Source organism: Rheinheimera sp. UJ51, from assembly GCF_020819615.1.
Lineage (GTDB): Bacteria > Pseudomonadota > Gammaproteobacteria > Enterobacterales > Alteromonadaceae > Alishewanella > Alishewanella maricola.
Map to the genome: position 1 here is coordinate 263,615 of NZ_JAJHOG010000001.1, position 17,273 is coordinate 280,887.

Annotated in this window: 17 protein-coding genes; 11 read left to right on the plus strand and 6 right to left on the minus strand. The window is 48.3% G+C overall.

Annotated elements, in window-relative coordinates; all coding sequences use genetic code 11:
• Positions 1-25: 25 nt before the first annotated feature.
• The 8 genes from LMJ53_RS01110 to LMJ53_RS01145 all read left to right on the plus strand — a co-directional run bounded on the left by LMJ53_RS01110 (position 26) and on the right by LMJ53_RS01145 (position 7,868).
• Complete coding sequence (locus LMJ53_RS01110) at positions 26-205, plus strand: DUF6435 family protein (protein WP_226750205.1); 180 nt, start codon at positions 26-28, stop codon at positions 203-205.
• Positions 206-583: 378 nt separating this feature from the next.
• Positions 584-2,155, plus strand: coding sequence for an anthranilate synthase component 1 (locus LMJ53_RS01115; protein WP_229584403.1), 1,572 nt, complete (start codon positions 584-586; stop codon positions 2,153-2,155).
• Positions 2,156-2,157: 2 nt separating this feature from the next.
• Positions 2,158-2,784 carry an aminodeoxychorismate/anthranilate synthase component II gene (locus tag LMJ53_RS01120; RefSeq protein WP_229584404.1) on the plus strand — a complete coding sequence of 209 codons (627 nt, stop codon included), beginning with the start codon at positions 2,158-2,160 and terminating at the stop codon, positions 2,782-2,784.
• Positions 2,784-3,824: an anthranilate phosphoribosyltransferase gene (gene trpD, locus LMJ53_RS01125; protein ID WP_229584405.1), complete on the plus strand. Its 1,041-nt coding sequence runs from the start codon at positions 2,784-2,786 to the stop codon at positions 3,822-3,824. The genes LMJ53_RS01120 and trpD overlap by 1 nt, the downstream gene beginning before the upstream one ends.
• Positions 3,817-5,250 carry a bifunctional indole-3-glycerol-phosphate synthase TrpC/phosphoribosylanthranilate isomerase TrpF gene (gene trpCF, locus LMJ53_RS01130; RefSeq protein ID WP_229584406.1) on the plus strand — a complete coding sequence of 478 codons (1,434 nt, stop codon included), beginning with the start codon at positions 3,817-3,819 and terminating at the stop codon, positions 5,248-5,250. The genes trpD and trpCF overlap by 8 nt, the downstream gene beginning before the upstream one ends.
• Positions 5,243-6,442 (plus strand): tryptophan synthase subunit beta, encoded by a 1,200-nt coding sequence (gene trpB / locus LMJ53_RS01135; RefSeq protein ID WP_229584407.1) that lies wholly within the window; start codon positions 5,243-5,245, stop codon positions 6,440-6,442. Before trpCF ends, trpB begins: the two co-directional genes overlap by 8 nt.
• Positions 6,442-7,242 carry a tryptophan synthase subunit alpha gene (gene trpA, locus LMJ53_RS01140; protein ID WP_226750210.1) on the plus strand — a complete coding sequence of 267 codons (801 nt, stop codon included), beginning with the start codon at positions 6,442-6,444 and terminating at the stop codon, positions 7,240-7,242. Before trpB ends, trpA begins: the two co-directional genes overlap by 1 nt.
• Positions 7,243-7,388: 146 nt before the next feature.
• Positions 7,389-7,868: an FKBP-type peptidyl-prolyl cis-trans isomerase gene (locus LMJ53_RS01145; protein ID WP_226750211.1), complete on the plus strand. Its 480-nt coding sequence runs from the start codon at positions 7,389-7,391 to the stop codon at positions 7,866-7,868.
• Between the two features lie 189 nt (positions 7,869-8,057).
• Here the strand turns inward: LMJ53_RS01145 and LMJ53_RS01150 are convergent, their stop codons facing one another.
• Both LMJ53_RS01150 and LMJ53_RS01155 read right to left on the minus strand, forming a co-directional pair.
• Positions 8,058-9,188, minus strand: coding sequence for a PQQ-dependent sugar dehydrogenase (locus LMJ53_RS01150; RefSeq protein WP_229584408.1), 1,131 nt, complete (start codon positions 9,186-9,188; stop codon positions 8,058-8,060).
• Positions 9,185-9,622, minus strand: coding sequence for a hypothetical protein (locus LMJ53_RS01155; RefSeq protein ID WP_229584409.1), 438 nt, complete (start codon positions 9,620-9,622; stop codon positions 9,185-9,187). The genes LMJ53_RS01150 and LMJ53_RS01155 overlap by 4 nt, the downstream gene beginning before the upstream one ends.
• A gap of 178 nt (positions 9,623-9,800) precedes the next feature.
• Here LMJ53_RS01155 and hemH point away from each other — a divergent pair, with 178 nt between their 5' ends.
• On the plus strand, positions 9,801-10,883 hold the full coding sequence (hemH, locus tag LMJ53_RS01160; RefSeq protein WP_229584410.1) for a ferrochelatase: 1,083 nt from the start codon (positions 9,801-9,803) through the stop codon (positions 10,881-10,883).
• 10 nt (positions 10,884-10,893) lie between these two features.
• Entirely contained in the window at positions 10,894-13,989 is a 3,096-nt protein-coding gene (locus LMJ53_RS01165) for a transglycosylase domain-containing protein (RefSeq protein WP_229584411.1), read from the plus strand.
• 93 nt (positions 13,990-14,082) lie between these two features.
• Here LMJ53_RS01165 and LMJ53_RS01170 read toward each other — a convergent pair whose 3' ends face one another.
• A complete protein-coding gene (locus tag LMJ53_RS01170) occupies positions 14,083-15,036 on the minus strand; it encodes a GGDEF domain-containing protein (RefSeq protein ID WP_229584412.1) in 954 nt (317 codons plus the stop codon).
• A gap of 123 nt (positions 15,037-15,159) precedes the next feature.
• Positions 15,160-15,756 (minus strand): HAD family hydrolase, encoded by a 597-nt coding sequence (locus LMJ53_RS01175; RefSeq protein WP_229584413.1) that lies wholly within the window; start codon positions 15,754-15,756, stop codon positions 15,160-15,162.
• A gap of 131 nt (positions 15,757-15,887) precedes the next feature.
• Between LMJ53_RS01175 and LMJ53_RS01180 the strand changes: the two genes are divergently transcribed.
• The gene (locus LMJ53_RS01180; protein WP_226750218.1) at positions 15,888-16,586 is read left to right on the plus strand and encodes a YebC/PmpR family DNA-binding transcriptional regulator; all 699 of its coding nucleotides are present in this window, start codon (positions 15,888-15,890) and stop codon (positions 16,584-16,586) included.
• Between the two features lie 52 nt (positions 16,587-16,638).
• Here LMJ53_RS01180 and LMJ53_RS01185 read toward each other — a convergent pair whose 3' ends face one another.
• Positions 16,639-16,818: a hypothetical protein gene (locus LMJ53_RS01185; RefSeq protein WP_229584414.1), complete on the minus strand. Its 180-nt coding sequence runs from the start codon at positions 16,816-16,818 to the stop codon at positions 16,639-16,641.
• Between the two features lie 242 nt (positions 16,819-17,060).
• Positions 17,061-17,258 carry a general stress protein CsbD gene (locus tag LMJ53_RS01190; RefSeq protein WP_229584415.1) on the minus strand — a complete coding sequence of 66 codons (198 nt, stop codon included), beginning with the start codon at positions 17,256-17,258 and terminating at the stop codon, positions 17,061-17,063.
• Positions 17,259-17,273: the final 15 nt, after the last annotated feature.

Sequence of the window (17,273 nt, forward strand, 5' to 3'; positions counted from 1 at the left end):
ACAGCAAACAACTGATGAGTGCATTATGTTTAAATGGTTAAAGCCCGATCCCGAAAAGAAATTACGCAAACGTTACGATGCCAAACTCGAGCAAGCTATGCATGCACAGCGCAATGGCGACATGCGATTATTTGCCGACCTCACCGAAGAAAGCGAAGCCTTATGGCAACAACTGACAGAATTAAAAGCCCAAGCCAACAAATAAGCGCTGAGCATTTTTTGCACAACAGGCTTAAGGCTGATGATGAGCCCAAGCGAATAAACACGATTTTTTTGCTCGCTGAACAGCGGATAAGTGACCTGCAACACAGCCGTTCAGCCTTCTTTACGGTTTAATCGCCTTAAATGACAATTTGCTCTTGACGCGCCGCGCAATTCGCGGTTTGATGTAGCCTGATTTTTTAGAGGTGGTTAAAACCAATGCAATTCACGACTTTCGCTAACCTGAACATCTGGTGGTGGCACATTCCCAACGGGCATGTGTAGGCGTTGTATTCGCTTTAATAACCTAAGCCCGTTTCAAAAAGAAACGGGCTTTTTTTTACCCTGAATTTATAGCTGGTTTGTGTAAAGGATAATACCGATGATTTTTAGTCATATCACCGATACCCCAGGCGAAGTCGCCAGTATCGCACTGCCTGTGCCTTATCAGGCTGATGCTTTAGCCGCTTATGCGTCACTGTGCTCGGCCGACCGTTGCTCATTACTGCTAGAGTCGGCTGAAATTGACAGCAAAAATAGCGTTAACAGCTTAATGTTAATTGATGCGGCGCTCCGTTTAGAATGTAACGGGCAACAGGTCACCATCGATGCGTTAAGCAATAATGGCTTAGGCTTATTACCCTATTTAGCCGAGCAGCTTGCCGATTTAGCGCAGGTGACATTAAGCGGTGAACAACTTATAGCAGAATTTAAACGCCCCGATCCGCTGTTAGATGAAATCAGTCGTTTAACTGAAGCTAACCCTTTTAGTGCGCTGCGTTTAGTACAACAAAGCTTACGCGGCCAAAGTGATGAGCCTTTTGCCATCTTTTTAGGCGGTGTGATTGGTTATGACATGGTGGCAAACATTGAGCAATTGCCTGAAGTGCCGGTCAAGTCCAATCAATGCCCTGATTATGTGTTTTATCTGGCAGAAACCGCCCTAGCGATTGATCATCAGCGCCAGCAAAGCCGCTTGGTTGGCAACGTATTTTGTGGCGCCGATGCCCCTGCCAACTGTTTTGCCATTGGTAAACGCCTAGAGCAATTAAAACAGCAACTGGCGCAAACCCTTCCGCTAGCGCCAGGGAAACCGGCCACAGATAGCAGCGTATCGGTTGATATTAGCGATGACGATTTTGCCAGCCAAGTGGAAAACTTAAAAGAGCATATTGTTGCCGGTGATGTCTTTCAAATTGTGCCTTCGCGTTGTTTTTCACTGCCGTGCCCCAACCCTTTAGCGGCCTATGCCAAATTAAAGCAGCTTAACCCCAGCCCTTATATGTTCTTTTTACAAGATCCGGCGTTTTGCTTATTTGGTGCCTCGCCAGAATCGGCTTTAAAATTTGCTGCCGACAACCGGCAAGTTGAGATCTACCCTATTGCGGGTACGCGTCGCCGCGGTTTTGCCGCCGATGGCAGCATTGATCGTGATTTAGACAGCCGTATTGAATTAGAACTGCGCCAAGATGAAAAAGAAAAAGCCGAACATTTAATGCTGGTCGACTTAGCCCGTAATGATGTGGCGCGTATCGCGGTACCCGGCAGTCGCTATGTTAAAGAGCTATTAAAAGTGGATCGGTACTCTTATGTCATGCACTTGGTCTCACGTGTGGTCGGTACTTTAAAGCCGGAATTAGATGCCCTGCACGCGTATCAAGCCTGCATGAATATGGGCACCTTAGTGGGCGCACCCAAAGTGAAAGCCGCTGAATTAATTCGCCAAGTTGAAGGCCAAAAGCGCGGCTCTTATGGCGGTGCCGTGGGGTATTTAGCCGGTAATGGTGATTTTGATAGCTGTATTGTCATCCGCTCAGCCTATGTTGCGCAGGGCATGGCACATATTCAAGCCGGTGCCGGCGTGGTATTTGATTCTGTTGCCGTGCTAGAAGCGGAAGAAACCCGCAATAAAGCGCAAGCCGTGATTAAAGCTATTCAACAGGCGGGGTACTAAGCATGAGTACGCCAGCCATGACGACCTTAGGAAGCCGCATGCCGACGATTTATTTATTAGATAATATCGACTCTTTTACTTATAACCTTGTCGATGAATTTGCACAGTTGGGCTGCCAGTTAAAACTGTATCGCAACACCGTACCGGCTGAATTTATTTTCAACAAAATGCAGCAAGAAACAGGCCCGGTATTATTAGTGCTTTCGCCAGGCCCCGGCGCACCGGGTGATGCGGGCTCCATGCCCGCCTTATTACGCCTTGCTGCGGGTGTCTATCCGGTGCTGGGTATTTGTTTGGGCCATCAAGCTATCGTAGAACATTACGGCGGACTGGTCGGACGCGCCGGTGAGACCGTACATGGCAAGACTTCAGCAATAACGCTGCACGAACACCCGGTGTTTCATGGCTTGCCACGGCCTTTCCCTGTGGCGCGCTATCATTCATTAATGGCCACCGAACTGCCGAATAGTCTGGATGTATTAGCCACTGAGCGGCATATCCCGATGGCCGTGATAAACGAAAGCCAACGGATGCTGGGTTTTCAGTTTCACCCAGAGTCCATTCTCACTACGCTGGGTAAGCCGTTGTTGCAACAAAGTATTGCCTATTTACTAAGGAGTAAAGACTGATGTCGCAGCCTCAACATGATCAGACGCAGCACATTCTGCCTCTGGTGCAGCAAACCTTAAATGGCAAAAGCCTGAGCCGTGCACAAGCCGAACAATTTTTTACGGCGGTAGTACAAGGCCAAGTTGAACCCGTGCTGCTAACGGCCTTGCTGGTCGCCTTAAAAGTGCGCGGCGAAACTGCCGATGAAATTACCGGGGCAGCACAAGCCTTATTAGCCGCCGCTACCCCCTTTCCAACAACGGTCAGTGGCACCATTGATTGTTGTGGTACGGGCGGTGATGGCAGCAACACCATTAATATTTCTAGCACTGCAGCCATCGTTGCAGCCAGCATGGGCTTGCCAGTGACCAAACACGGTAATCGTAGTGTGTCATCCCGCTCAGGCTCAGCCGATTTATTGGAATACCTTGGCATTAATATTCAAGTTAGCCCAGAGCAAGCCGCGGCCACCTTAAAAGGCAGCAATTGTAGCTTTTTGTTTGCACCGCTTTATCACAGTGGTATCAAGCACGCCATGCCGGTGCGCACTGCCTTGAAAAGCCGTACCCTGTTTAACTTACTAGGGCCGCTAATTAACCCAGCCCGACCTGATTTTCAACTGTTAGGGGTGTATGATGCTGGCCTGTGCAAACTGATGGCGCAGGCATTACAACAACTGGGCACGAAAGCCGCTTGGGTTGTGCACGGCAGTGGTTGTGATGAAATTGCTTTACATGGCAATACCTATGTTTGCCAATTAAAAGATGGCGAGCTTAGCGAATTTACCCTAACCCCTGCCGATTTTGGGGTAGAGCCGCAAGCATTAAGCAGCCTGGCAGGCGGTGAGCCAGCCGATAACGCGGCAGCAACCTTAGCCATTTTAGCTGGCACCGCGCCAGAAGCGCATTTAACGGCGGTGGCAGTTAATGTGGCGGCAATGCTAAAAATTGCAGGCTTAGGTACTGATTTAAAAGTGAATACCCGCGCAGTATTAGAGCATCTGCACAGCGCCAAAGCGCTGCAAACGTTGCAAAGCATGAAGGAGTTTAGTCGTGGTTGAAACAACGACACCCCAGGTGGTAATTGAAGGGGTTTTGGCAAAAATTGTCGATAAAAAACGACTCGAAGTCGCTGAAATGATGGCAGAGCGCCCGCTTGAGCAGTTTATCGATAAGGTGAGCGCCACTGAGCGTCATTTTTTAGCGGTGTTACAACAACCGGGTGCCCGTTTTATTTTAGAGTGTAAAAAGGCTTCGCCTTCCAAAGGCTTGATCCGTGAACATTTTGATTTAAACGAAATTAGCAGCGTTTATAACTGCTATGCTGATGGCATTTCCGTTCTGACCGACAGCAGTTTCTTTCAGGGTAGCTATCAGTATTTAAGGCAAATGCGAACGCTTACCGACAAACCCTTGCTGCACAAAGATTTTATTATTTCGAGTTATCAGATTTACGCAGGGCGTGAAGCCGGTGCCGACGCAGTACTGCTGATGTTATCGATTTTAGATGATACGCAGTATCGCGAGTTGGCGACGGTGGCCAAACAACTGCGTATGACAATCTTAACTGAAGTGAGTAATGAGCAAGAAACCTTACGTGCCGTCACCCTAGGGGCCGAGTTAATTGGCATTAACAATCGTAATTTGCGCGATTTGAGTACCGATCTGCAAACCAGCGTACGCTTACGGCAGCTGATCCCGGCGGATCGCACCGTGGTATCCGAATCAGGCATTTATCAAAATCAGCAAGTGCGGCAATTATTACCCGTAGCCGATGCCTTTTTAGTGGGCAGTTCGCTTATGGCGCAAGCCGATTTAGCCGGCGCCTGTCATCGCTTGATTATTGGCGAGCATAAAGTTTGTGGTTTAACCCGTGCTGAAGATGTGCAAGCGGTCTATCAAGCCGGCGGCTATTATGGTGGCCTGATATTCGCAGCGGCCTCACCTCGCGCGGTGAGCGCCGAGCAAGCGGCCAAGCTAGTCAAAGCGGCCCCGCTGCGCTTTGTCGGTGTATTTGTGAACGCCGAAAAAGAGCAAGTGGCCCATTTAGCAAGCCAATTAGCCTTAGCCGCCGTACAGTTACATGGCGATGAAGACGATGCTTATTTACAGGCATTAAAACCCTTATTGCCAACCGGCTGTGAAATATGGAAAGCCTATCGAGTACAAGCCGAATTACCGGCGTTTACCGCCTTAGCTGATCGCATCTTATTAGATAGCTTTCATCCACAACAGCATGGTGGCTCGGGTGTCAGTTTCGACTGGCGTTTACTGCAACAACTGCAAAGCCAACAACCGATTATGCTAGCCGGTGGCTTGAACCCCGATAATCTCAGTGCCGCCTTAGCACTGCCGGTTGCCGGTTTAGATATGAATTCCGGCCTCGAAACGGCTGCCGGTTTGAAAGACGCGACGAAAATCGCCAGTGCCTTTCAGCGGATCCGTGAATTTGATTTTTTGACTAAGAAGAGTGTCCCACATGAGTGAGCTAAAACTTAATCCTTACTTCGGCCAATATGGCGGTATGTTTGTGCCGCAATTGTTGGTGCCCGCCTTAAAGCAATTAGAAGCGGCCTTTGTTGACGCTCAACAAGATCCGGCGTTTCATGCCGAGTTTCAACAATTGCTGACGGAATATGCCGGTCGGCCCACACCATTAACGCTAACCCGCAATTTATCACCCAACCCGCTGGTGAAAATTTATCTGAAGCGTGAAGACTTACTGCACGGTGGCGCCCATAAAACCAACCAAGTTTTAGGCCAAGCGTTACTGACGAAACGCATGGGTAAAAAAGAAGTGATCGCTGAAACCGGCGCAGGCCAACATGGTGTGGCAACCGCTTTAGCCTGTGCCTTACTGGGTTTAAAATGCCGCATTTATATGGGCGCTAAAGATATTGAGCGCCAGCAACCGAACGTATTTCGGATGCAGTTAATGGGAGCTACCGTGATCCCGGTTACCGCCGGTTCAGGCACCTTGAAAGATGCCGTGAACGAAGCAATGCGCGACTGGTCTGCCACATACGAAACCACTCACTATATGTTAGGCACCGCAGCGGGCCCTCACCCCTTCCCCACTATTGTGCGTGATTTCCAACGGATGATCGGAGAAGAAGCTAAAGCACAGATCCTCAAAGCTGAAGGTCAATTACCCGATGCAGTGATCGCTTGTGTCGGTGGCGGCTCAAACGCTATCGGTATTTTTGCCGACTTTATTGAAGAATCTGGCGTGCGCTTAATCGGCGTTGAACCCGGTGGTAAAGGGATTAATACCCATCAACATGGTGCAGCATTAAGTACCGGTAGTTACGGTATTTTGCACGGTGCTTACACCGCGATTATGCAAACCACCGATGGCCAAATTGAAGAATCTTACTCTATTTCAGCCGGTCTAGATTATCCCGCTGTTGGGCCACAACACACCCATTTACAACAAATTGGTCGTGCTGAATACGTGGCCATTAACGATGACGAAGCCTTAGCGGCTTTTCAGTTACTCGCCATGAAAGAAGGGATTATTCCGGCATTAGAAAGCTCTCATGCCGTAGCGCACGCCATTAAAATGGCCGAAGCAGCAACCGAGCCTATGGTGCTATTAATTAATTTATCGGGTCGCGGCGATAAAGACTTATCGCATGTGCACAGTGTATTAGCCGCACAACAGCAAGGAGCAGAGTAATGCAACGTTATCAACAGATGTTTCAGCGGCTGAGTGACGAAAAACGTGGCGCTTTTGTGCCGTTCGTTACCGTGGGCGATCCACAGCCCGAGCTGTCGTTTCAGATTATTAAAGCTTTAATTGATGGCGGTGCTGATGCCTTAGAGTTAGGTATTCCGTTCTCAGATCCGATTGCCGATGGCCCTACCATTCAAAATGCCAATATCCGCGCACTGGCTGCGGGTGTCACCCCCGCCATGTGTTTCGATATTATTAAGCGTATTCGTGCCTATGATGCAAACATTCCAATTGGTTTACTGCTGTATTCCAACTTGGTTATGGCAAAAGGCCTGGACACGTTTTATGCAACGGCTGCCGCCGCAGGCGTTGACTCCGTGCTCATTGCGGATGTGCCACTGAGCGAAAGCAAAATGTTCCGTCAAGCGGCCATGGCACACAATATTGCACCGATTTATATTGTGCCGCCGAATGTCGATGATGATGACTTACGTGCGATTGCCTCTTATGGCCGTGGCTACACCTATTTGTTAAGTCGTGCTGGGGTAACCGGTGCCGAAACCAAAGCAGCGATGCCGACAGCAGCTTTGATTGAACGTATTCGTGCTTATAATCCGGCGCCACCACTACTTGGCTTTGGTATTTCTTCACCAGAGCAAGTGCGGGCAGCCATTGATAATGGCGCAGCCGGTGCGATCAGCGGCTCGGCAATTGTTAACATTATTGAGCAAAACCAAGCCGATCCGGCTTTAATGCTCAGTAAGTTGCAGCAATTTGTGAGCGAGATGAAAGCCGCCAGCTAAGTATTACAGACGATCCGTTGCCTAAGGCTGCGGATCGTTTTGCTGTTACGGCTTACACCGTTTTTTAAAACCTGCACAAATTTCTCTGACGCCGCCTGCGAGCGCGTTATAATAGCGCCACGATAACCTTCAGAAGATGACTCATCATGCAAATCAGTTCTAACAGTGTTGTACAATTTCATTACACGATCACCGAAAACGGCACTGAGCTTGAAAGCTCACGCCAAGGTGATGCCATGTTGTATTTACATGGCCACAATCAAATGCTGCCAAAGCTTGAAGAAGCCTTACAAGATAAAAACGCTGGCGACACGCTAGAAGTGACACTGGCTCCGGTGGATGCTTATGGTGAGCGTAAAGCCGATGCCATTCAAAGCGTACAAGTAAAACACCTGCAAGGTGCCAAAAAATGGAAACCGGGTATGGTGGCATGGGTTAATACCGATCATGGCGAGCGCCAAGTCACCATCGTTAAAATGGGTATGTTTAAAGCTGACGTAGACACTAACCACCCCTTAGCCGGTAAAACGGTGACTTTTCATATCGAGATTTTGTCGGTACGTGAAGCCACAGAAGAAGAGCTTGCGCATGGCCATGCCCACGGCGCAGGTGGGCATCAGCATTAAGCATTAAGCCTTGCGCTAAAAGCTTTACGCTTCTCGCTCTCAGTTTACGGAGCAATGATCTCCGTTCAACGGCAGCCGCTATTAGCTGAAAAACAAAAAACGCAGCGATTAAACGCTGCGTTTTTTTATGAGCCTAACTGCCATTAAACTTATTTAGCCGGATGGTTTAATTAAACACGCTCACAGCGCCTAATTCGGTATTAAGCGCAGTAACTGCCCCTTCGCGCCATCGGTTAACAGGTAAATCGCCCCATCCGGTCCAGTACGCACATCCCGTAGCCGAGTGGCTAAATCCGCTAACAGTACTTGTTCTGCCGTGACTTTGCCCGCTGTTAATTGCAAGCGATGTAACGCTTTACCGGCTAAGGCACTGACAAAGATATTCCCTTGCCACTGTGGAAATAACGCCCCTTGATATAAGGTCATGCCCGCCGGAGCAATCGATGGCGTCCAAACATACAACGGATCTTGCATGCCCACAAAACGCTGATAAGGCGAGACACGCGCGCCGGTATAATCCACACCATAGGTGGCCACTGGCCAGCCGTAATTTTGCCCGGCAAGTAACAGGTTTAATTCGTCGCCCCCTTTAGGCCCATGCTCATGGCTAAAGAGTTGCCCGGTTTGTGGATCATAGACAATGCCTTGCACGTTACGATGACCCAGTGTAAAAATCTCCCCAGCAATACCCGCCTGATTAACAAAAGGGTTGTCGGCAGGCACCGCCCCATCCACCGTCAGACGCACCGTTTTGCCCAAATGATTGGCTTTATTTTGCGCCTGCTCCCGATAGTCAAAACCGTCGCCTAAGGTTAACACTAAGGTTTCATCGGGTAATTGCACCATACGCCCACCGTAATGGGCGGCGCCGCGTCGCTCAGGCTGCGCCCGAAAAATCGGTCGAATGGCGGTTAATTCATCATTCACTAATTGGGCACTGGCTAAGCAGGTACTGTTGGCATTTAAATTTCCGCAAGAGTAACTTAAAAATAACCGACCGCTACTGTCAAAGTCAGCCGCCAGCAGCACGTCGAGTAACCCCCCTTGCGCAGCCACAAACATATCGGGCAAGGCCGCGGCTTGGCGCTTGGCTGCACTGCCATCGGCATTCAGAATAACCAGCTGGCCAGTGCGCTCGGTGACTAAAAAACGCCCGTCGGGCATAAAGGCCAATGACCAGGCAAAATCGAGATCACTGGCCACGGTATCAAGGCGCCAAGAGGTTTCGGCCACTAAGGGCAAACTGAGCAAGGCGCTGCACGTTAAACTCAGGGTGAGCTGGTGTAAGGCTTTCAGTTTTTTGACGATAGACGTGTTCATCGCGTACTCCGTTTCGCTGTCATCCATTGAAAAAATACCGCTGCAAAAGCGGTGCAACAGAGCAATAACAACGTGCCACTATTGCTGCGATTCAGCGCAATCAGCGTTGGCATAGGGGCCAAATAATTAATCAAGTTAAGGGCTAACCAAGTTGCTAATGCCGTTACCGCAAACATGGCGGCCAGCGGTTGCAACGGCAAGAACCGACAGATCAGCTTGGTTGATAGCACACTCAATATCAAAATGGGCAAAAAGATCAGTGCTAATAGCGGCATAAAATGCCGTAAATCGAAAAGAAAAGTACGCCATTGATCGGCTAACGACACCGAACCTGCCAGCTGGGTGATCGCCCATAAATTGGCCGCGCTTTGTAATGCGGTACCCAGCATAGCCGCTAACAACACGGCCAGTACAAAGTAACTGATTATTTTCATCCGTTATTCCTTTTTTTGCGCTAAGTCAGACACTCAGCATACGGTAGAACAAGATTATCTGCATCCGGTAATAGGTTTACGTGACACAAACTGCTAAGATCAGGCTTATGTTGGCGATCTGTCATTTCCCCGCTGCCGTAACGTCTTTTTTGATTTTCAGTGAGAGTAATTACCGATTATGGGTTATATCAACAGCAAAAATTATAGTCATGGCGACGCCGATAAAATCGGCGTGTTATTAACCAATTTAGGCACACCAGATGAACCCACGCCTAAAGCTCTGCGTCGTTACCTCAAACAGTTTTTATCGGACCCTCGTGTGGTAGAAGTACCCCGCTTATTATGGTGGTGTATTTTAAATGGCATTATTTTAAATATTCGGCCTCGTCGCTCAGCTAAAGCTTATGCCGGTGTATTTACCGAGCAAGGCTCCCCCTTGTTATTTCATACGGTGAGCCAAAGCAAAGCAGTACAAGCCGCCCTCACCGCGGCAGGCCAGCATAATGTTGTGGTTGATTATGCCATGCGCTATGGCAATCCCAGTATGGACAGTGCCATTGAACGCTTGATGGCACAGGGCGTGCGTAAGTTATTAGTACTACCGCTTTATCCTCAATATGCTGCCGCCACTACCGCTTCAACCTTTGATGCGTTAGCCGCTAACTTTACGCAGCGTCGCTGGTTGCCAGATCTGCGTTTTATCAGCCATTACCATGATTATCCAGCTTATATCGCAGCCTGTGTTGCACAAATTCAAGCACATTGGCAGCAACATGGCCAAACCGATCAATTGCTGTTTTCTTATCACGGTATTCCAAAGCGTTATTTACTCAATGGCGATCCTTATCACTGTGAATGTTACAAAACCTCACGCTTGATCGCCGAACAACTCGGCTTAAGAAAAGATCAATACATGACCACCTTTCAATCGCGCTTTGGCCGCGAAGAATGGTTAAAACCTTATACCGACGAAACGCTAAAAGCGTTACCGGGTTTAGGTGTGCACAGCGTGCAAGTGTTCTGTCCAGGATTTGCTGCTGATTGTTTAGAAACGATTGAAGAAATCGCGGAAGAAAATAAAGAGTATTTTGAGCAGGCCGGTGGTGAGCGTTACGAATACATTACCGCACTGAACGACAGCCCTGCACATATTGATGCGCTAACACAGCTTATTTTAGATAATTTACAAGGCTGGCAAATTACCGCTGATCCTGACAGACTGGTTCGGGCACAGCAACTTAACCACGAGGAAGTGAAATAAAGTCACCACTATGTCAGACGAAAAAAGAGTTGAGCCCCGCATTGGTGACGCCCCGTTAGAAGGGCCACCAGTGCTAAAAAGACGGCATTTTGAAAATGTACGCGAAAACCAACGTAAAGTCGTCGCCCCTCGGGTCCATAATTGGAAACCGTTGAAGTGGTTACTTTGGCTGTTAGTCTTGCTGCTATTAGCTGGCCTCGTTTATCAAGAAGCACGCACCAGCTTCTTGCAAGCGCGGGTTTGGCATTACCTGGCCACACAATTAACCTTTGAACAAGGCACAGGCCCGGCACCTGCCGAGCAACAACCCATTTATCCAACGGGTGGCCCCTTTGACCAACGGGCTGGCTATAGCCATTTAGCCGATTGGTTAATCAAACTCAATAATAGTGGCTTTAATATTACCAGCCAAAGTCGTTTTTCACCCAGTTTACAGCGCTACACCGAGTGGGGCTTGTACCCACCCTATGCCGAAAAAACCCAATGGGGCTTGCAAATTTTCGATTGCCAGCAACAACCGTTATTCAGTTATCAAACACCTGAACAGCAATATGCTCAGTTTAGTGATGTTGCACCGCTGATGTTACGGATCTTATTATTCATTGAAAACCGGGATTTATTTCAAGCCGCACCGCTGACTAATCCGGCCATTGACTGGTCTCGTTTGGCCGTTGCCGGCTTAGCACAAGCGCAAAAGTTAGCAGGACAAGAAGCCGCCGCGGCCGGTGGCAGTACCCTCGCGACGCAAATCGAAAAATATCGGCACTCGCCACAAGGTTTTACCTCGGGTTTTGCCGATAAACTCCGCCAAATGGCATCAGCCAGTATCCGCGCTTATCAACCCGGCTTAGAAACCATGGCGCGACGGATGCAAATCGCCTTAGACTACATTAATACCGTGCCTTTAGCCGCCACACCCCAAGCAGGTGAAATACATGGTATTGCAGATGGTTTAAATGCCTGGTTTGGTGTTGATGCCATGCAGGTCAATCGTTTACTGCAAGATGCAGAACCCACCGCCGCTCATGGCCAAGCGCTGCGTCAGGTTTTAGCCTTGTTTATTGCCCAGCGTCGCCCCAGCTTTTATTTACTGCAAGGCCGCGCCGAGCTGGAAGAGCTGGTAGACAGCCACCTGCGCTTATTACGCCAATTTAATATTCTATCGCCAGCTTGGTATGCCGCGGCAAACGAGCAAACCTTGAATTTTAATCAGCAAGCTCGGCAAACCACGCGTAAGTTAGATAAAACGGCCTTGTTAGTGCGAAACCGTGTCGCCGGTTTATTAGGCCGCAGTTTATATCAAACCGACCGGCTCGATTTAACGGTGCAAACCACGTTAAACTTGCCACTGCAGGCAAAAATAAATCGCTATTTGCAGCAATTATCACAACTGCCCGCGGCCAATAATGCCGGTATTATTGGTCAACGTTTATTACAAGAAAACCAGATTGGCAACGTTAAATACAGTTTTACACTGTATGAAAGCACGCCGCTAGGCAATAAGCTGCGAGTGCAAACCGATAACCATGCAGAGCAACCTTTTGATTTAAACGAGGGCAGCAAGTTAGAGCTGGGCTCAACCGCGAAGTTGCGCACCTTAGCCACTTATCTGGAAATGGTGGCCGAGATCCACCAGTTATATGCTGAAGAGTCGCCCCAGCAACTGGCCTTTTTAGATATAGCACCACAAGATGAGCTGTCGCAGTGGGCCATAAACTACCTGATTGCCAATCCTGGCGTAACGTTACTGACCATGCTCAATGCTGCGATGGATCGTGAGTTTTCTGCCGATCCCCGCAGCAGCTTTTTTACTGGCGGGGGCTTACATACCTTCGGCAATTTCCGCCGTGAAGAAGATCGCATGACACCGACACTGCGCAAAGCCTTGTATGAATCGATTAACCTACCTTTTGTACGCTTAATGCAAGAGTTGGTGCAATACAGTATCCATCATGGTGAAAGCAGCAGTTATCAGTTATTGAAAAACGATAACGATCCGCGCCGTGATCAATATTTACGCCGTTTTGCCGATCACGAGGGCGTAAAATACCTACAACGTTTCTGGCGTAAATACCACAAGCTCAGCGCCAACGAGCGCTTAGACGTGTTTTTAAATGGTTTGCGGCAAACACCCGACCGCTTAAGTGCCGGCTATCGCTTTATTAACCCCAGCCAAAGCGAAAGTGAATTTATCAGCGCCATGCAGCAGCGTTTTACTGATAACCCACTGACAACGCAACAATGGCGTCAGCTTTATAAAAAATACTCGCCCAGCGAGTTTAGCTTACCGGATCAAGCCTATTTAGCTCGCAGCCACCCGTTAGAGTTATGGTTGTTGGCGTATTTACAGCAGCAACCGGCAGCCACCCTAGCCGAAGCCACGACGCTCAGCGCCGATGTGCGCCAGCAAGCCTATCTGTGGTTATTCCGCACGCAGTCGCGTAGTGCCCGGGATAATCGCATTCGCACAATGCTCGAAATCGAAGCGTTCTGGGATATTCATCAGCGCTGGCAGCGTATGGGCTATCCGTTTGAGTACTTGGTACCGTCACTGGCTACCGCATTAGGCAGCTCTGGCGATCGACCGGCCGCTTTAGCGGAGCTGATGGGCATTATTCAAAATGGCGGTAAACGACTACCGATGTTCAGAATTGCCGGGGTGCACTTTGCCGCAAATACGCCTTACGACGTGGCTCTAAGTCGCACAGAAGTGCAAGCAACACGCGTTATGGCTCCCGAGGTTGCTCAGGTGTTGCGCGAAAACTTAGCGGGCGTTGTTCAGCTTGGCACAGGGCGGCGTTTATTACCGCATTTTAGCTTAAGTAACTTGCCCGACTTGGCGATTATTGGAGGGAAAACCGGCACAGGTGACAATCGTATCAGTACGGTGAACAGCCGTGGCGAGACCGTTCAGTCGCGCGCACTCAATCGCACGGCGACCTTTGCGTTTTATCTCAGTGATAATTACTTTGGGGTGATCAGTGTTTATATTCCAGGCAATGCGGCAGACGACTACTCTTTTACTTCGGCACTACCGCTGCAAGTATTAAACGGTATGTCGCCCTTGCTCATGCCATTACTAAAAGATAATGGCAGCTGCCCTTAGTAAACGATTAAGATTGCAACTGACTCAGCGGTGTGAATAAAAAAATAAGCAGCGCGAGTAGAGCGATATAATGACAGACCACTCGCGGGCAGACTAAGCCGCAATCACCTGATTGCGGCCATTGTTCTTCGCTTGATACAGCGCCATATCCGCCCGATGTAACCATTGCTCCCAATCTTCATCTGGCGCTAACATGGCCACACCTGCGGATAAGGTGACCGCTTTGCCATCGGGTAATGTTAACTGCTGCTCAACCCCTTGACGGATCTTCTCGGCCAGATGCAATAAATCAGTCGGTTTAATATCACGCAGCAACACAATAAATTCTTCGCCGCCAAACCGAAACACGCGATCACTCTGGCGAATTAATGACGAAATTAATGGCACTAAGCGCACCAAAGTTTGATCACCGACTTTATGGCCATAGTTGTCATTGATTAATTTAAAGTAGTCCAAATCAAACAAAATTAAACCGTAATGACAATTCAGCTTTTGTTTTAACTGCACAGCCAGATCTAACTGGGCATTTAAAGTATGACGATTGCCAGCACCCGTTAAACTGTCGATACTGGCCATATGCTTTAATTCTTTATGCTGTGCCCGGGTGCGATAGGCAAACATAAAGGCGAAAAAACTGCAGATAAAGGCGGTGACGACGAATGACATCATTTGATAATGATTAACAAAGATTTGCCCCGGCTTAAGAAAATCAATGCCAATCAATAACGAAAGTAATAACAAGGAAAGTAAAATGGCTTCTTTAGCGGAAACTAAGAAGAAGATAAACACCATCAGCGGATAGACCCAAAATAAGCCGTTAACGCCTAAACTGGTACAGATAATGGCTAAACCAATACAAAATATCAGTGCCAAAAACTGGCCTGGCCGCACCGTGTCATTGGTGTGCCATGCATACCACACCGCGATTGAACTGGTAAAAACAATCGTTAAATCCGCAATTCCCACCAGCAGATTGCCCGTGAAGAGACGATACACACCGTAAGGCGTAATGAATAGCAATATCATTAAACCCACTAATGTGATCATAGCAAGATAGAAGTTTTGTTTTAACCTAGCGAGCAAAGTGCACCTGTTAACTGTTATTTTTATGTTGATACTATAGAGGCGATCACGTAAAAATGACAAGTCATTGCGGTTAAATTCTCTTTGTTAGGCCATTTGCTGCCAAAACGCCTGTTGTAACTCATTAAAGTGAGCGATGCTGTAATCCGCTTGCGGCAAAAAATGGTGATTACTGTCGTTAAGGTATAAACAGGATGCGGCCCCGGCATTAGCGGCAACTTGTAAATCAAATACGTAATCGCCAACATAAAGCATCTGCTGGCATGGAACGCGTAAACGCTCGGCAATGATATGTAAGCCTTGCGGGTCGGGTTTGGCCGCACAATCTTCTCGTGTGAGCACTAACTCAATCGGGATTTGTAACCGGGTTAGCACATGCTCGGTGGCTTCGCGCATGTTGCGCGTTAAAATGGCCAGTGGCAGCTTTTTCTCCAATAACGCCAGTAAACAAGCTTCGGCCCCCGGCATCCACTGTGCCGCTGCTGCACCGGCATTTTCATGACGACGAATAATCTGATGAGCCCGGTCAGCTTCTGCACCTGGGCCGAGCGTGGCAATATGCTCAAGTAAGGGTGTGCCATGCGGCCAACCAAGATCATCGCAAATTGCTGCAAAATCTAAGCGTGAATCGATCAGGGTACCGTCTAAATCAAAAACCACTGCTTTAATATGAGCCAAGTTCATGGCAGCTCCTCTTGTTAATGCCTTCTTAAACGGCTTATTTGCGAAAAAGATCATGCAGCAGTTGCTAAAAAAGCCTGCTATTCGCTAGACTACCCCACCAATTTTAATTGATAGCTTAACAGGACTTCATTATGGGTGCCCAGTGGAAGAACAAGCATAAAGCAGATGCGGCCAATGCCAGAGGCCGTATTTTTACCAAACTTGCCAAAGAGATTATGGTTGCAGCACGTAACGGGGCCGATCCGGCAATGAATGCCAAGTTGCGTTCAGCCATTGAAATTGCGAAAAAAGCATCCATGCCAAAAGAAACCCTAGAGCGTGCCATTAAAAAAGGCGCCGGTTTACTCGATGGCCCAGTGAATTATGAAACAGTGGTATATGAAGGCTTTGCGCCACATCAGGTTCCGGTTATTGTTGAATGTTTAACGGACAACAAAAACCGCAGTGCCATGAGTATGCGTATTTTATTTCGTAAAGGGCAATTAGGAGGCGCGGGCTCGGTATCCTGGGACTTTAAACACTTAGGACAAATTGAAGCCGTGGCCAGTAGTGCCGATGCCGATATGGAGCTGGCAGCCATTGAAGCCGGTGCACAAGATTTTGAAGAAGGTGAAGACGGTGAAGTGATCTTCCTAACTGAACTGACCGATCTTGATTTAGTGGCAAAAGCCCTACCCGACTTTGGTTATGAAGTGCATTCAGCCAAATTAGTCTATCGTGCCAATAACCCACTGAGCTTAGATGACGAGGCCCGGGCTGAGGTTGAAGCCTTTTTAGATGCTATTGATAATGATGATGACGTACAAAACGTCTACGTCGGTTTAGCCTAATAAATAGGCTGAGCAGTACACCAAAATGTCACTGCTCAGCCAAGTTCGCACATTAATTATACCCCAGTTCAGCACAGCGCTCGATATCCAACTCTGCTAACGGTTGCGGCCGTAATTGCTGTTGCTTTTGCCAGACTAAACTCAGTGACGTTGTCGCTTTCGCTTGCTGCTGTCTATCTACTTGCTGATACTGCCGCTCGGCAGCATGGGCTTTATGTTGGTTTGCTTTCATCGCTTGATCCTCATCAATTTATGGCTTTATCGGTTACCCGATACTTTAAGCCTAGTGCAAATAAACTGACCCTGCCCTGAATCAAACCAATAAAATCAATTAATTGCTTTAAGGTGATTAAACAAAGATGCCGTATCCGTCTGATTATTAGTTTGAAATACCTTTTGAAGGGGGGGCTGAAAAAGGCTAGACAAAAAGTAAAACCCAGTAGCAAAGGCTGCTACTGGGGTGAATAAAAGTGGTTAGAGACTATCAAAGAACGCTTGCACCCGTTGGCGGGCATCGTCTTCTTCCAGATTATAGTGCTCTTGCACTAACTCAGTGAGATACTCAGGGTTATTGCGGGTCAGTTCAAGCTCAGCATAACTGATCTTATCCCACTCACATTTGACCTGTGCTCGCACACTGCTCCATTGGCTTTCGGCAAAGAATGAACTCATAGCATCGTCCTCGCT

Bases quoted from the DNA above. Each gene is read 5' to 3' on its own strand.
- LMJ53_RS01150 (WP_229584408.1), bottom strand. From the start codon at position 9,188: ATGAACACGTCTATCGTCAAAAAACTGAAAGCCTTACACCAGCTCACC.
- LMJ53_RS01180 (WP_226750218.1), top strand. From the start codon at position 15,888: ATGGGTGCCCAGTGGAAGAACAAGCATAAAGCAGATGCGGCCAATGCC.
- LMJ53_RS01115 (WP_229584403.1), top strand. From the start codon at position 584: ATGATTTTTAGTCATATCACCGATACCCCAGGCGAAGTCGCCAGTATC.
- LMJ53_RS01185 (WP_229584414.1), bottom strand. From the start codon at position 16,818: ATGAAAGCAAACCAACATAAAGCCCATGCTGCCGAGCGGCAGTATCAG.
- LMJ53_RS01165 (WP_229584411.1), top strand. From the start codon at position 10,894: ATGTCAGACGAAAAAAGAGTTGAGCCCCGCATTGGTGACGCCCCGTTA.
- LMJ53_RS01110 (WP_226750205.1), top strand. From the start codon at position 26: ATGTTTAAATGGTTAAAGCCCGATCCCGAAAAGAAATTACGCAAACGT.
- LMJ53_RS01145 (WP_226750211.1), top strand. From the start codon at position 7,389: ATGCAAATCAGTTCTAACAGTGTTGTACAATTTCATTACACGATCACC.
- LMJ53_RS01170 (WP_229584412.1), bottom strand. From the start codon at position 15,036: ATGATCACATTAGTGGGTTTAATGATATTGCTATTCATTACGCCTTAC.
- LMJ53_RS01175 (WP_229584413.1), bottom strand. From the start codon at position 15,756: ATGAACTTGGCTCATATTAAAGCAGTGGTTTTTGATTTAGACGGTACC.
- LMJ53_RS01120 (WP_229584404.1), top strand. From the start codon at position 2,158: ATGAGTACGCCAGCCATGACGACCTTAGGAAGCCGCATGCCGACGATT.
- LMJ53_RS01155 (WP_229584409.1), bottom strand. From the start codon at position 9,622: ATGAAAATAATCAGTTACTTTGTACTGGCCGTGTTGTTAGCGGCTATG.
- LMJ53_RS01190 (WP_229584415.1), bottom strand. From the start codon at position 17,258: ATGAGTTCATTCTTTGCCGAAAGCCAATGGAGCAGTGTGCGAGCACAG.
- hemH (WP_229584410.1), top strand. From the start codon at position 9,801: ATGGGTTATATCAACAGCAAAAATTATAGTCATGGCGACGCCGATAAA.
- trpB (WP_229584407.1), top strand. From the start codon at position 5,243: ATGAGTGAGCTAAAACTTAATCCTTACTTCGGCCAATATGGCGGTATG.
- trpA (WP_226750210.1), top strand. From the start codon at position 6,442: ATGCAACGTTATCAACAGATGTTTCAGCGGCTGAGTGACGAAAAACGT.
- trpD (WP_229584405.1), top strand. From the start codon at position 2,784: ATGTCGCAGCCTCAACATGATCAGACGCAGCACATTCTGCCTCTGGTG.